Origin of the sequence: Microvirga soli, from assembly GCF_016734765.1 — a bacterium.
Lineage (GTDB): Bacteria > Pseudomonadota > Alphaproteobacteria > Rhizobiales > Beijerinckiaceae > Microvirga > Microvirga soli.
In genome coordinates, this window is record NZ_JAERQE010000024.1 from 1 (window position 1) to 14,143 (window position 14,143).

Consider the following 14,143-nt stretch of genomic DNA (forward strand, 5'->3'; position numbering starts at 1 on the left):
AGGCACAAGCCATAGCGTGTTTACTGGGCTGGCCACCTACCAGATCCTGTAGCTTGACAGGTTAATGCAACAGAGCCGCGCTGTGTTATGCTCCCGGGAGCTGGACCTCATCGGAGAAGGTTTCATGCAATCGGGTATGGTCCTCATCTGGGTTGGCGCGCTGCTCATCATCGGCGGGATCGTGCTCGCGGCAGGCCAGGTTCTCTGGAAAGGGCGCTTGAGCGATCCGCATCGCATGGGCTCGACAGGGGGAACCGGTGCAACGCTGGAGCCACGGGGGAGGGCGCGCGCCCTGCATCCCAAACATCACTGGCCCAGCATCGCCCTGGTCGCGCTGGGCATCGTCCTCATGCTGGCCGAGGCGGCTGTGTGAATTGCTCTTGCCGGCCGGCCTCTATAGGAAGAGCCGCCTGGAATCCAGCAGCAACAACAATGACCGCTCAAACCCAGCCGGCTGAGAAACCCCACAACGACCGCTTGGGCAGCTAGGACTGAAGCAACTTTACTGTGCTAAGCGCATCGCCGGTTGCAGCGAACGCTGCCGTATTGTCAAAGATGCACCACGCTGATGTTCCGGCCTGGGCGTGGTCGCAGAGCGCCCGGGCAGTGTCAGCTATGATCTCAGGCGGGTATGCCGAGTAGTACATTTTTGGCGAACCGTGCAGGCGATAATAGACCAGGCCCGGCCACCCACCTGGTTTCCTGGCATCTGGATGAGGCTTCGGGTCAGCAGCTACTCGTGCAACACGGTGCTCGACAAGCAAGGCATCGACATCGGGAGTGAACCAGGTCGCATGCCGGGGCTCACAGACAAGTTCCCCGTCAAAGGAGGATCGCAGGTCCTGAAAGAACGTTTCAACTAAAACGTCATCAAACTTCAGGCTCGGGGGGAGTTGGATGAGAACGGGTCCAAGCTTGCGGCCCAATCCCGCGATTTCGCCCAGAAACCGCTGCAAGGGCTCCGCGGCATCACGGAGCCGACCTTCATGGGTGATCGTCTTCGGCATCTTCACGGCGAAGCGAAAGTGGTCAGGGACGTCATCCGCCCAGCGCTGATAGGTCGACAACCGATGAGGACGGTAAAACGAGGAATTGATCTCGACGCCATCAAATAGGCTTGCGTATCGGACCAGATGGCTGCCCTCAGTCGGGAAGACCTCTTGGTATGCCTTTGGGATCGCCCAACTGGCCGTCCCAACAAAAATGCACTGCCCATGCATGTTCGAAGAGTAGCCGTTAACCAGTTGAGCGGAATCCACAGAGGTCAAGCGACTAGCCTCGGGTGAGCTTTCCTGCAGCTGCATCGAGCTTCTCGCGGCTATTCCCGTGCTCTCTGATTAACTCCTCAGCCTGTGCGACGCTGATCCCATGTTTCCGGGCAAAGTAGCCAACTTCGTATCCTTCTCCGCCGGCAACCCGACTACGATCAGCGCCGCCGCGATTAGCTTTGTCATCAGACATTCTGCTACTCCTTTAACTAGAAACACCTTTTGGAAATGCGCCGGGTGCGGGGCGGTTTCATGCTGCATTAACCGCGTTGGAGATGTCTGTGGAGAACTCGGAACGAGTCATTCCGGGGCGACGTTGCTTAATCGAGTGGTCACCGGCCAAGGTTGCCGGGGTGCCTCACGGGGTAGCGTATTGCTGGAGTTCTGCCATGGCTGAGCGGACGGTCTGGAAAGGTCATATCAAGCTCTCTCTCGTGTCCTGTGCGGTCGGCCTGTACCCGTCCACATCATCGGGCGGCAAGATCCGGTTCAATACCCTTAACCGCAAAACGGGTAACCGGGTGAAGCGCCAGTTCATCGACAGTGAGACGGAAGAAGTTGTCGAGAGCGATGATCAGGTCAAAGGCTACCTCGTCGGCAAGGGCAGCTACATCCAGGTCGAAGATGAGGAGCTCAATGCCCTAAAGGTGGAAAGCACCCATACGATCGACATTGAGAGCTTTGTGCCGCGCGAGGAGGTCGACGAGCGCTTCCTGGATACGGCGTACTACATCGCCCCAACCGATAAAGTGTCCAATGAAGCTTTCTGCGTGATCCGCGATGCGATCCGCGACAAAGGCATGGCGGGCATCGCCCGCATCGTGCTGGCCCGGCGCGAACGCATGATCTTGTTGGAGCCTCTCGACGAGGGGCTTGTCGGCACGACACTGCATGCCGCCGATGAAGTGCGCGACGAGGACAAGGTTTTCGACGAGATCAGTGAGGTGAAGTATCCCAAGGAGATGAAGGATCTTGCCGCCCACATCATCGAGAGCAAGGCCGCGCACTTCGACCCGAAACAGTTCGATGACCGCTACGAAGAGGCCGTTGCAGACCTCCTGAAGTCGAAGCAAACTGGGAAATCGGTCAAGAACGACGAACAACAGCCAAAGACTTCCAACGTCGTCAACCTGATGGATGCGCTCAAGCGCAGCGTCTCGGCGGAAAAGGCTGGCTCGGCGGACAAAAAGACCGCTCCGCCAAAGAAGGCAGCACCGAAGTCCAAGTCCGCGAAAAATCCCGCCCCGAAGTCGAAGGTGCGCAAGGCCGGTTGAATCCCCTGATCGTTTGTGTTGCGTAGGAGAGTGTCATGGTCGCGGGATCATCCAGTCTGAAAGCGAGAAAACCTCTGTCCCGGGGTCGGGCTACCACAAAGCCGAAGACCACCGGTTCTCTGACAGCATACCAGGCGAAGCGAGATTTCTCTGTCACAAGCGAGCCGAAAGCAAAGCGTACGAAAGCGCAGGGCAACCGCTTCGTGGTCCAGAAGCATGATGCTCGCCGATTGCACTATGATCTGCGGCTTGAGATGGATGGGGTTCTCAAAAGTTGGGCGGTCACTCGCGGCCCGAGCCTGGTTCCGGGCGAGAAGCGCCTCTCGGTCCATACTGAGGACCACCCGCTCCAGTACATCGACTTCGAAGGCGTCATCCCGGCGGGGCAATATGGCGGCGGGACGATGATCGTCTGGGATCAGGGCCGCTGGATTCCGGAAGGCGATTCCCGCGCCAACTATGAGCGCGGCCGACTGACCTTCACGCTTGAAGGCGAACGTCTCCAAGGCAAGTGGCACCTGGTACGAACGGGTGGCAAGCCGGGTCAGAAGAACGAGCAATGGCTGTTACTCAAGTCCGACGACGAGGCTGCCCGGACCTCTGATGATCCGGACATCCTCGAGGAGGAGACGACTTCGCTCAAATCAGGCCGGACGATCGAGGAACTTGCAGCCGAAGGCGACATCCGCGTCGATCATGCTGCCCGCGACAAGGTGGCTCGGTCCCGGCCAAAGAAAGTGCGACGCCCTGCCAAGATCGACGGAGCCAAGAAGGCCATCCTTCCCGCCTTTGTCGAGCCGGCCCTGGCGAAGTTGGTCGAGAGCGCTCCCACAGGAAGCGAGTGGTTGCACGAGATCAAGTTCGATGGCTACCGCATGCAGGCCCGCATCGACGGAGGCAAGATCCAACTGCTGACGCGAAAGGGTCTCGACTGGACAGCTAAATTCAAACCTGTTGCGAATGCCCTTAAGGACCTGAAGGTTCCCTCCGCCTTGCTGGACGGCGAGATCGTCGTTGAGGATGAGACAGGCGTCTCAAGCTTCTCGGCGCTCCAGCAGGAGTTGAAGGGCAAAGGTCAGAGCTTTGTCTACTATGTCTTCGACTTGCTCTATCTCGATGGCGATGACCTCCGGAAGGCCACACTGACCGACCGAAAGGCTGCCTTGCGGCTTTTATTCGATGACTTGCCTCAGGGTGGCGTCATTCGGTTCAGCGACCATCTCGAAGAGGATGGCGCCACTCTCGTCAAACATGCCTGCCGCATGGGCCTTGAAGGCATCATCTCGAAACGTGCCAATCAGCCCTATCGGTCCGGCCGGGGCAATGACTGGGTTAAATCAAAATGCACCCTGAGACAGGAGCTGGTGATTGTCGGCTACCTGCCTTCCAGCACGAGCAAAAAGGCCGTGGGCTCACTGGTCATGGGGGTTTATGACGCCGGTAAGCTTGTTCATGTCGGGCGCGTCGGAACCGGCTTCAACGCCGAGACAGCGGCCTTTCTTTATAAAACGCTGTCACCGATCGAGGTCGCTGCGTCATCATTCACCGACAAAATCCCGGCGATGGCCAGCCGCGGCGTAAAGTGGGTCAAGCCCGAGCTGGTGGCTGAGGTTGAGCTCCGGGGCTGGACCCATGACGGCATGATCCGGCAAGCGTCCTTTCAAGGCCTGCGGGAGGATAAGGATCCCCGTGAGGTGGTGCGGGAAACCGCAGTCGAAGCGCCGTCTGGCTATGCCCGAAACGCTGCGACCCTCACGGGAGCCCGGTTGACGCATAATGATCGGGTGCTGTGGGACGACGAGGGCATCACAAAGCTAGGGCTTGCAGAGTTCTATGCTGACATTGCCGAGAACATCCTGCCGCATATCGTGAACCGGCCTTTGTCCCTCGTGCGGTGCCCGGGAGGAACGCAGAAGGAATGTTTCTTCCAGAAACACGCATGGGCCGGGCTTGATGACCATCTGGTCCGTCGTGTCATGGTCGGCGATGATGAGGCTGTGGCGATCCAGGACCTGGCAGGTCTTCTCGCTCTCGTTCAGGCCGGCGTGCTCGAGATCCATCCATGGGGTTCCACCTTGAAGAACCCTGAGAAGCCCGATCGCATCGTCTTCGACTTGGATCCAGGCGATGGCGTCGGCTGGGATGCTGTTGTCCAAGGTGCGGTCGATGTACGTGATCACCTGCAGGGGGTCGGCCTCGAAAGCTTCGTCAAGACCTCCGGCGGTAAGGGCCTGCACGTGGTCGTGCCAGTTCGCCCGAGTGCGTGTTGGGACGAGGTCAAAACCTTCGCGGCCGATGTCGCCGCCGCTTTGGCAAAGGCGAGCCCGGCTCTCTACACCGACACGATGGCGAAGCGCGCCAGGACTGGTCGTATCTTCATTGACTATCTGCGAAACGGGAGAGGGGCGACAGCTGTGGCAGCCTATTCGACGCGAGCCCGCGCTGGTGCTCCGGTGTCAACCCCGATTACATGGGAGGAGTTGCCGGCGATCCGCAGCGGTAACCAGTACCGGCTCGGGAACCTCGCAGCTCGCCTGTCACATCTAAATTTTGACCCATGGGTCGACTTTGGGAAGGTCGATCAGGTGATACCAAAGGCAGGAAAACGGCGGCGATAGCACCGATCCGCCTAGTAGGGTTGCTTCAGGTTCTCACGTGCCCACTCACTGCTTCCATGGCGGAGTGACCTGGACGAGGAGGATAGGACCGGGATCTACTTTGGATCCTACTTTCAAGCGACGTTTAGCGCCACATGCCTCGCATCTTCGCGCCGAGGTCAATTCTAACCCCGCTGGTCAGTGGAGCGCCAGGCGCAGGATCGGGAACGGCTTTAGGCCATGACGCTCTTTCGAATAGCTTCAGAAGGGAACTGGGAATGAAGCGGGTGCGAGCCGCATACACGTGGCGATCGCCTGTGGCAGACTGCTGGTGGGTGAAGAACCGCTGCGGCACCACGAGGTCCAGGTTGTCCTTGGCTCGGGTCATAGCGACGTATAGCAGTCTCCGCTCCTCCTCAATCTCGGCCGTGGTACCTGTGCCGAGGTCCGACGGAATACAGCCATCAACCACATTCAGAACGAACACTGACTTCCACTCCTGCCCCTTCGCAGAATGTATGGTCGACAGGATCAGGTAATCCTCGTCAAGCAAGGGTACTCCAGCCTGATCGCTCGTAGCATCCGGTGGATCGAGAGTGAGCTCTGTGAGAAAACGCTCTCGGGAGGGATAACCGGTAGCAATCTGTTCCAACTGGATGAGGTCGGCCTTTCGGGTCGAGGCATCTTCATGCATGCGCTCCAAGTGAGGCTCGTACCAGATCCGGGCCTGCTCAAGTTCAGCCGGCCATCCAGCAGACCCCGAGCGAAGCTGCGTGATCGCGGTAACAAAGGCTTGCCACCCGTCTCCAGCACGGGGCGGGGCAGGGGCTTCCATCAGCGCTGCGATCGGATCGGCAGCATCATGCATGCGATCTAGCACCCGCTGAGCGGAGGTTGGTCCAACCCCGGGCAGCAGCTGCATCAGCCGGAAGCCGGCAACACGATCCCGCGGGTTCTGAACGAACCGCAGCAATGCGAGCAGATCCTTGATGTGAGAGGCATCGAGGAACTTGAGGCCCCCGAACTTCACGAACGGGATGTTCCGGCGGGTAAGCTCGACCTCCAGCGGCCCGCTGTGATGGGAGGTCCGAAACAGGACGGCCTGCTGTTTAAGGCTCATCCCGCATTCGCGGTTTGCCAGCACCCGCTCCACGACGTATCGGGCTTGGTCGCCCTCGTCACGGACGGCAACGAGTTGCGGTCGCTCGGCCGAGGTCCGGTCGGTCCAGAGGTTTTTGGTAAACCGCTCGGAGGCAAGCTCGATCACGGCATTGGCCGCGGCCAGAATGGGCTGGGTTGAGCGGTAGTTGCGGTCTAGGGTGACAATTTCAGCCGCCGGGCTGAACTGCGCCGGAAAATCCAGGATGTTGCGAACCGTCGCGGCTCGAAACGAGTAGATTGACTGAGCATCGTCCCCTACGACGGTGAGACCATCTCCGTGTGGCTTCAACGCAAGCAGGATTGAGGATTGAAGCCGGTTCGTATCCTGGTATTCGTCGATGAGGACATGATCAAAGCGCCCACCGAGTTCGGCTGCAATAGTGGGCTCGGCCGCCATCTGAGCCCAGTAGAGCAGAAGATCATCGTAATCGAGGACGTTCTGACGCTGCTTGGCCTCTACATAGGCAGCAAACAGCTGCCGCAACTCCGCGGCCCATCCCACGCACCATGGGTAGGATGCCCTCAATACCTCATCGATGGGCATCTCTGCATTCACACAGCGGGAGTAGATCGTCAGGCACGTTCCCTTCGTGGGAAAGCGGCTCTCCGTCTGGGAGAACCCGAGTTCATGCCGGATGAGGTTCATGAGGTCGGCAGAGTCCTCCCGGTCATGGATCGAGAAGGTTGGATCAAGGCCTATTTCAAGGGCATAGTCGCGAAGAAGTCTGGCGCCAATGCCGTGGAACGTGCCAGCCCAGGTGAGAGCGTCAGTCATCACGCTGGCGCTCTGGCCCAAGACCTGCCCGGCGATGCGCTCAACCCGACGCGCCATCTCGGCCGCCGCCCGGCGCGAGAAGGTCAACAAAAGGATGCGGCGTGGATCAGCTCCGTTGACGATGAGATGGGCGACACGATGTGCAAGTGTGTTGGTCTTGCCCGATCCCGCTCCAGCGATCACCAGCAGCGGACGAGGCGAGACTGAAACCCCGGCGGACACTCCGAACTCAACGGCTCGCCGTTGTTCTGGATTGAGCTTTTCGAGATAGGCGGCAGCGATGGTCACCGGCGAATCGTCCCCTTTGTAGGAGAGCATAAAACCCTGTTTCTCGTTTTGTTCGCAAGCGGTGAATGTCCGGGATCCGCTCTGCTTTGCTAGCCAGGGCTGACCTTTCGAAGAGCGAACAAGTGGCAGGGCAGCCGAAGCTAACGAAGCGTGTCGAGCTGGGTCGGGCTGACAGTGAGCTGAAGGTGCCGGACAGCGGTTTCTCTGCGAGACCCGAACTCACGATGAGATCTAAGAAGCTACCGGCACCTGTTGGGCACCTAACGCACAGGTTCTAGCTTGGGATAAGCTTAATGTCCTATGCCCCGATGTTCGAAGACTACCTATTGAGTCGCAGACTTAAACGTTATTTTGTTTTATTAGAGTTTCTCAAACGAAATGCTTTCCCGCCAGTCCCCAAATGAGGCCGAGCGTCTCGCCGCCCTTCACAGCCTGGCCGTGCTCGACACCCCGTCTTCGCCAGCCATTGATCGTATCTGCAAGATCGCGCAGCAGCTATTCGATGTACCGATGGTTCATGTGACCTTGGCTGATGCACATCGCTACTTCCTCAAGGCAAAGCCGGAGGGAATGACGGTTTCCGAGGTGCCCCGAGAGTACGCCTTCTGCAATTACACGATTTTGCACGATGAGGTTTTCGTCGTGCAGGATGCCTCGGCGGATCGGACCTTTGCGAAGAACCCCTATGTTGCGGGACCGCCTTGCCTCAGGTTCTATGCCGGAGCGCCGTTGACGATCCGACCGGGAATTCGGCTCGGAGCCCTGTGTGTCTCCGACGTGAAGCCGCGGACGTTCAGTCAGCACCAGATGACCCTGCTTCGGAGTCTCGGACGGCTCGTCGTGGATGAGCTCTGGTTGCACCATCTGGATGTCTCGGGTCAGGCTGACACGCAACCGCTCCCATTGGACCTGAAGGAGCCATCGCTCGATTTTGACACGTGGGTTGCACCCACCAGTGCTCAAATCCGAGCGGCCCGGGGGCTTCTGAACTGGTCGACGCGAGAACTGGCGGATGCCGCCAACATCTCCCCGACATCGGTCAAGCGCGTGGAGATCCACGGGGAAAGCTCGGTCCGCCGCGACAGCCTGGATGCGATTGTGCTGGCATTCCGGGAGCAGGGCGTGAAATTCACCCGTGCGCCTGATGGTACGCTTGGAGTGACCCAGACATCGTCCAGGAGAAGAGCCACAGCCTCAGACGAGGCGAGAGACCGCTCGTCCTACAGATAGAGCGGGCGTTACGTTGGGAGGCGGTGAACGACATTCGTTCGCGACTCTGACATGGCTTCCCATCCGAGTTCGGCCAAGACGCCAAAGCGCTCCCGGTGATCGGCCGAGGCCCAGATCACCTCGAGTTGCCCACTGGTGTCCCGCAAGGCGATGACCGCACCATCCCAGCGGGTGTGGATCAACCCCGGCTCGGTGCTGTACCCGGTTTCCTCGCGCCAGATCATGCGGGCAATGGCGCTCATGACCCCAAACGCCTCGTGCAGGCGCGAGATCCGATCCAGCTCGGTCTCTTCGTTGTGAGCCGATATCGCGGGGTATTGGTGCAGGCTACTCATGAGGGTTCCGGCTCTCGATCAAGGACTGTCGGATGTTATGGCACGTTCGGCGCCAAAGCACATTGCGGCCCAAGGCCTCCGAAGCTTGAGGCAAGCGAAAAGGCCTCCTCCCCCGCCGTTGCCAGGTAGATGAGGAGGCCTCCTGGCCTTGAAGGCAGTCGCTGCCCTCGCTCCGACAACCGGAAACTCGGCCTAGCGTTTCATGGGATCTGAATTGGCATCTTCAGCGGAGAGCAAAATCCAAACAGAAGACCCTCCGAACAGACGATTGACGGTCCAAGTGGAAGGTGCCGCTGTACAGAACTTTCAACCCACTAATCATCATGAGGTAGGAGGGTCTCAGCTTAATCCAGTAATTTCAGGGGAAGTGGCATCTGCCTCCATTGGCCTAGCCCGAAGGGGCATACCCTTCTGGGAACCGCCATGGTTTAGCCTCGTTATTGCCACGACACACCCACGCTTCGGCATCTCCCCAGACCGGCTGGCCTCATGCCAGAAGGACCTGCCTGCATCCTGCAGGCGGACGAGGACATGCTTTGGCGTCAATCAGGCAAATACAAGGGATACCCTGAACATGGACCAGGATGTCGGCTACAAGGCACAGCACCTCTCCCTACCTATGAGGGCCCAGGATCGGGTGACCACCCACCTGGTCTCCCAAAACACGCTGCTTCGGACTGGAATCACTTACATTCTGGAAGGCACGCGGTTTGCGGTGGGAGGGTCTGATGAGGAGATGCCAGCCCTGGTTCTTCTCTGCGACGGCCTCCAACAGGACGGCGCTGTTGAAACGATCAGCCAAGTTAAAGAGCAGTATCCCGGAGCTCGCTTGGTGGTTCTCGGTGACAACCTCGATCCTTGGACCGTTCGGGAACTCTGCACCCTTGGGCTCGATGGGCTATGCCCGACCGGTATGTCCCAGGCAGCTTTGGTCAAAGCTTTGGAGCTGGTGATGCTGGGTGAGATGTTCCTGCCGATCTCGGTGAGCCTCGCTATGCTGGATCAAGCCCGGGATCCCCAGTCGCCGATGATGATGGCTGCAAATGACCTTGCAGCGCCTTCAACCAAGTTCTCGGACCGCGAGGCTCAGATTCTACGGCTCTTGACGACAGGTGCTTCCAACAAGCTCATCGCGCGGGATCTCGGTCTGGCTGAGGCCACAGTGAAGGTGCACATCAAGGCGATCCTGCGGAAGGCCAAGGCTGCCAACCGCACCCAAGCCGCCATGTGGGCGACCCAGTACCTTGGCTTTCAGACGAATTCCCAAATCGCCGAATTGGCAAGCTGACACTTGAAAAGGGGCCCCTCCGTGGGGGAGGGGCCCTAAGATCGACGCCGGCGTTGTTGAGAGAGGACCGGCGATCCTTTTTTAGACGGTCGAACAGGAGCGCACGATCGTCAGTCAGTCAAACGACAGATGCTGCGGCCTATTCCACCGTGGCCGCAAAGAAAGATCGTGCCCGATGATCGGACTTCGCATTCTCCAGTGAGGAGCCGGTGGGACCAGCAAAGATGTACAGTCCCGCTGAAACCGATCACGGATCCGTGAGTTCCCACTTGCATATGTAAACAGGGGCAATGCAGGGCAAATCCATGAGAATGATGCCATGCAGCAGAGCAACCGACAGCAGTGGGCAAGACAGATCCCGAACAGCCTGAATTTCTCGCAGGAACAGGTGACCTTCATTTTGGGGCATTCCCTGCGCAGCCTGTATGACGACGTTGTCACAGCGGACCTGCCCGACCGGCTGCAAGCTCTTGTGCAAGAGCTTGAGAACAAGCAGACACCGGCCTCCAACGCCTAATAAGCTAGGCTCCTCAACAACAGTGGAATGAAGTGAATGACCGGCAGGACGGTTAAGCGAGCAGACCTGTGCGATGCAGTCTATACAGCCACGGGCCTGCCCCGGCAGGAAGCCGCCACCTTGGTAGAGCAGGTGCTGTCGGAGATCAGCGACACCCTTATCAGAGGTGAAGTCGTGAAGCTTTCCGGGTTCGGCATCTTCACGGTCCGGAATAAAGCTGAGCGCGTGGGCCGCAATCCCAAAACGGGAGTCGAGGTGCCGATCGAGCCTCGGCGGGCGCTCACATTCAGCCCGTCCCACGTTCTGAAAGATCACGTCAACGGAACTTCCTGAGCCAGCCCAGATCCCAAAAGAAAAGGGCCGCGCCCGGTCTTTTGACCGTGTTCGCGACCCTGTCTGCCCCGCAGTTGCCCCTACAGTAAGTACGTAAAACTGTTGTTGTTTTTGCAATCGATGCTTGAAAATGTGCCGTGCTTCAATGCGTCGGAAGATGAACCAAGCGATTACTTCGCGCAATAAGGGAAAACCGAAAGCTTGGCCGTAGTCAGCCTACGTAATGCTTTAGTATGAAGTGAGATTGCTGCCGTAAACAGAGCAAGAACAAAGTTCCAGACTTCTTTGTAGAAGCAAGATAGGCATTTTGTACTAAGCTTGGCAAGAAACTGTATTGGCGTTTACGTTGCGAAATGCAGGCCCCTTTGCTAACGGCTCCAACGCGTTACCTCCAAAGGTTAGAATGGTTGTAACGGGGGGCAGCGTTCCAAACATGGCGATCAGCAGTTTCAGCAGCAGCATCCCCGGACCCGCCGCTTCAAAGCGGCTGGCTGCCCTCCAGGATCTGAGTATTCTCGATACGCCTCCTGAAGCTGCATTCGACGATGCCATTCTCATCGCCGCCCAGGCCTGTCAGACCCCGATGGCATCTGTTGGGTTCCTGGCTGAGGGTCGCCACTGGTTCAAGGCCAGGATCGGCTTCGAGGCTCCTGAGATTCCGGCGGACCTGTCGATCTGTGCTTACACGATCCAACAACCGGGCCTGACCATCATCTCCGATCTTCGGGAGCATCCGGAGTTTCGACACAACCCCTTCGTGACCGGAGAGCCGAGGCTGCGCTTCTACGCCGGCATCGCCCTGCGCGATGGGAACGGTGTTCCGGTGGGCACCCTGACCGTTGTCGATTGCGAGCCACGCCCGAACGGCCTGTCCGAGGTGCAGGAGCGCACGCTGTTAGCGCTCGCCCGCTCCATCGAACGCGAGATGAAGCTACGGAAAGCAGAGCGCGAGTTGGCCCAGAAGAGCGAGTTGCTCGACCGGCTGCATGCCAGTTCCGAGGACTGCATCAAGGTTCTCGATCTTGAGGGCCGCCTGCGCTTCATGAGCGAGGGCGGCTGCCGCGCCATGGAGGTGGAGACCTTCGCTGACATCGAGGGCTGCGACTGGCTCGACTTCTGGACAGGACCGACAGCGGACGATGCTCGCAGAGCGGTGCTGCGGGCCAAACTGGGAGAGACCGGGCGCTTCCGCGGTTTCTGCCCGACGCTCGCCGGCACCCCGAAGTGGTGGGACGTGATGGTCACCCCAATCCTGGGCAGCGACAACAAGCCGGATGGGTTGCTGGCGATCTCGCGCGACATCTCAGGCCTGCATCAGGTTGAGGAGAGTTTGCGTCAGAGTGAGGAGCGATTGCGCCTGGCGATCGAGACCACCGGCCTCGGCATCTGGGACTTGAACACGCTCACAGGCGAGCGGCAGTGGAGTGCTGAGGCCCGGGCGTTGTTCGGCTTTGCGCTGGATACCACGATCACTCAGGAGATGATCCTCGGGCGCATCCATCCAGAAGACCGGGAGCAAATCTTACAGACAGCTTACACGGATCAACCGGGCGAGACGCTGACCTTCACCAACACGTTCAGGATCACCCGGGCTGACAATGGCGAGGAGCGCTGGATCAGGTCCGTCGGGCACACCCTCGTGGACAAGGACGGGCGGCCAACCCGTCGGCTTGGCATCGCGCAGGACGTGACCGACCATGTTGTGGCGGAAGAAGCCCTGCGCGCCAGCCAGGACATCCTGCTCAGGCAGACCGCTCATCTGCAATCTATTCTGGCGACGGTGCCGGACGCGATGGTGGTGTCGAATGAGAACGGGATCATCACGTCGTTCAGCGCGACGGCTGTGAAGATGTTCGGTTACCAGCCCGAGGAGATTGTCGGCACGAGCGTCAAGTTCCTGATGCCGGTTCCGTACCGGGACAACCACGAGGGCTTCATGCACCGCTACCGGCGGACAGGCGAGCGCCGGATTACCGAAAGTGGCCGGGTGGCAGTGGCCCAGCGCAAGGACGGCTCGACCTTCCCGATGGAAGTGCATCTGGGCGAGATGGAGTCGGGAGGACAGCGCTTCTTCACCGCCTTCATCCGCGATCTCACGGACCGGCAGTATACGGAGAAGCGCATGCAGGAACTGCAGACCGAGCTCGCCTACATGTCCCGTCTGACCGCCATGGGTGAGATGGGCTCGACCTTGGCGCATGAAGTCAATCAACCGCTGACCGCCATTGCTGGCTACCTGAAGGGCTGCGGCATGATCCTGGAGCGGATGGACGGTGAACATGTGCCGATGCTTCAGCATGGCATCCAATGCGCGGCGGAGGAGGCATTGCGGGCCGGTGAGGTCATCCGGCAGCTGCGGGCGTTTGTGGCCCGTGGCGAGACGGACCAGGAAATCGAGGACCTGCGCAAGCTGATCGAGGAGGCGAGCGCCCTTGCTTTGGCTGGAGCCAAGGACAAGGGCATCAAGATCGACTTCGACCTGCCGCATGAGAGCCCCAAGGTGCTCGTGAGCCGGGTTCAGATCCAGCAGGTTCTCTTAAACCTCGTCCGGAATGCCATGGAAGCCATGCAGGACGTCAGTGAGCGTCGGCTGACCATCATGGCACAGGCGGAAGACAAGGGAACGATAGTCCGCCTGAGCGTCAAAGATACCGGGACCGGCCTGGCACCGTCGGTTCAGGAGAAGCTGTTCACCCCGTTCACCACCACGAAGCGGAATGGCATGGGTGTCGGCCTGTCGATCTGCCGGACGATCGTCGAGGCGCACGGCGGCAAGATTTGGGCGGAGTCGTCCCCAGGGGAGGGAACGACGTTTTCGTTCACTCTGAAGGCAGTCAAAGACGACGAGCTTGAGGAAGTGCATCACGAGATCTGAGTATTTTGAGCACAAAGCCCGGCAGCACTGCGACGTCCCTGAAAGGGTCACAAACCTGAGTAGGCTTCGTTGTACGGCCTTGCCCTGTGACAGCTCGCACTGACACAGTACCCCGAGGCCGCGACGCCGATCGGTGCGGCCGTCCCTTAGGCACGATGCGAGCGACTCGCTTAAGGTGACCCGGTCGATCGGCGTCACCTAT

At 59.4% G+C, this 14,143-nt stretch carries 12 protein-coding genes; 8 read left to right on the forward strand and 4 right to left on the reverse strand.

Going from position 1 to position 14,143, the window contains the following annotated elements:
* Window positions 1–124 precede the first annotated feature (124 nt).
* On the forward strand, window positions 125–373 hold the full coding sequence (locus JKL45_RS18535; protein WP_201863067.1) for a hypothetical protein: 249 nt from the start codon (window positions 125–127) through the stop codon (window positions 371–373).
* A 112-nt stretch (window positions 374–485) separates the two neighbouring features.
* Here JKL45_RS18535 and JKL45_RS18540 read toward each other — a convergent pair whose 3' ends face one another.
* Together JKL45_RS18540 and JKL45_RS18545 are read right to left on the reverse strand one after the other, a co-directional pair.
* Entirely contained in the window at window positions 486–1,220 is a 735-nt protein-coding gene (locus JKL45_RS18540; RefSeq protein ID WP_201863125.1) for a DUF72 domain-containing protein, read from the reverse strand.
* 52 nt (window positions 1,221–1,272) lie between these two features.
* Window positions 1,273–1,461, reverse strand: a complete 189-nt coding sequence (locus tag JKL45_RS18545) for a DUF3606 domain-containing protein (protein ID WP_201863068.1) — start codon at window positions 1,459–1,461, stop codon at window positions 1,273–1,275.
* 196 nt (window positions 1,462–1,657) lie between these two features.
* Between JKL45_RS18545 and ku the strand changes: the two genes are divergently transcribed.
* Together ku and ligD are read left to right on the forward strand one after the other, a co-directional pair.
* The gene (gene ku, locus JKL45_RS18550; protein ID WP_201863069.1) at window positions 1,658–2,542 is read left to right on the forward strand and encodes a non-homologous end joining protein Ku; all 885 of its coding nucleotides are present in this window, start codon (window positions 1,658–1,660) and stop codon (window positions 2,540–2,542) included.
* Window positions 2,543–2,577: 35 nt separating this feature from the next.
* Window positions 2,578–5,160, forward strand: a complete 2,583-nt coding sequence (ligD, locus tag JKL45_RS18555) for a DNA ligase D (RefSeq protein WP_201863070.1) — start codon at window positions 2,578–2,580, stop codon at window positions 5,158–5,160.
* A 124-nt stretch (window positions 5,161–5,284) separates the two neighbouring features.
* On the opposite strand, the gene JKL45_RS18560 is transcribed toward ligD, so the two are convergent.
* The gene (locus JKL45_RS18560) at window positions 5,285–7,393 is read right to left on the reverse strand and encodes an ATP-dependent helicase (protein ID WP_201863071.1); all 2,109 of its coding nucleotides are present in this window, start codon (window positions 7,391–7,393) and stop codon (window positions 5,285–5,287) included.
* A 348-nt stretch (window positions 7,394–7,741) separates the two neighbouring features.
* Between JKL45_RS18560 and JKL45_RS18565 the strand changes: the two genes are divergently transcribed.
* Complete coding sequence (locus tag JKL45_RS18565; protein ID WP_201863072.1) at window positions 7,742–8,593, forward strand: GAF domain-containing protein; 852 nt, start codon at window positions 7,742–7,744, stop codon at window positions 8,591–8,593.
* 8 nt (window positions 8,594–8,601) lie between these two features.
* Here JKL45_RS18565 and JKL45_RS18570 read toward each other — a convergent pair whose 3' ends face one another.
* Window positions 8,602–8,928, reverse strand: a complete 327-nt coding sequence (locus JKL45_RS18570; protein ID WP_201863073.1) for a hypothetical protein — start codon at window positions 8,926–8,928, stop codon at window positions 8,602–8,604.
* Window positions 8,929–9,502: 574 nt separating this feature from the next.
* Between JKL45_RS18570 and JKL45_RS18575 the strand changes: the two genes are divergently transcribed.
* The 4 genes from JKL45_RS18575 (at window position 9,503) to JKL45_RS18590 (ending at window position 13,941) form a co-directional block, all read left to right on the forward strand.
* The gene (locus tag JKL45_RS18575; RefSeq protein WP_201863074.1) at window positions 9,503–10,216 is read left to right on the forward strand and encodes a LuxR C-terminal-related transcriptional regulator; all 714 of its coding nucleotides are present in this window, start codon (window positions 9,503–9,505) and stop codon (window positions 10,214–10,216) included.
* Between the two features lie 319 nt (window positions 10,217–10,535).
* Complete coding sequence (locus JKL45_RS18580) at window positions 10,536–10,733, forward strand: NepR family anti-sigma factor (protein ID WP_201863075.1); 198 nt, start codon at window positions 10,536–10,538, stop codon at window positions 10,731–10,733.
* 36 nt (window positions 10,734–10,769) lie between these two features.
* The gene (locus JKL45_RS18585) at window positions 10,770–11,066 is read left to right on the forward strand and encodes an integration host factor subunit alpha (RefSeq protein WP_201863076.1); all 297 of its coding nucleotides are present in this window, start codon (window positions 10,770–10,772) and stop codon (window positions 11,064–11,066) included.
* 433 nt (window positions 11,067–11,499) lie between these two features.
* Window positions 11,500–13,941, forward strand: a complete 2,442-nt coding sequence (locus JKL45_RS18590) for a PAS domain S-box protein (protein WP_246498675.1) — start codon at window positions 11,500–11,502, stop codon at window positions 13,939–13,941.
* Window positions 13,942–14,143: the final 202 nt, after the last annotated feature.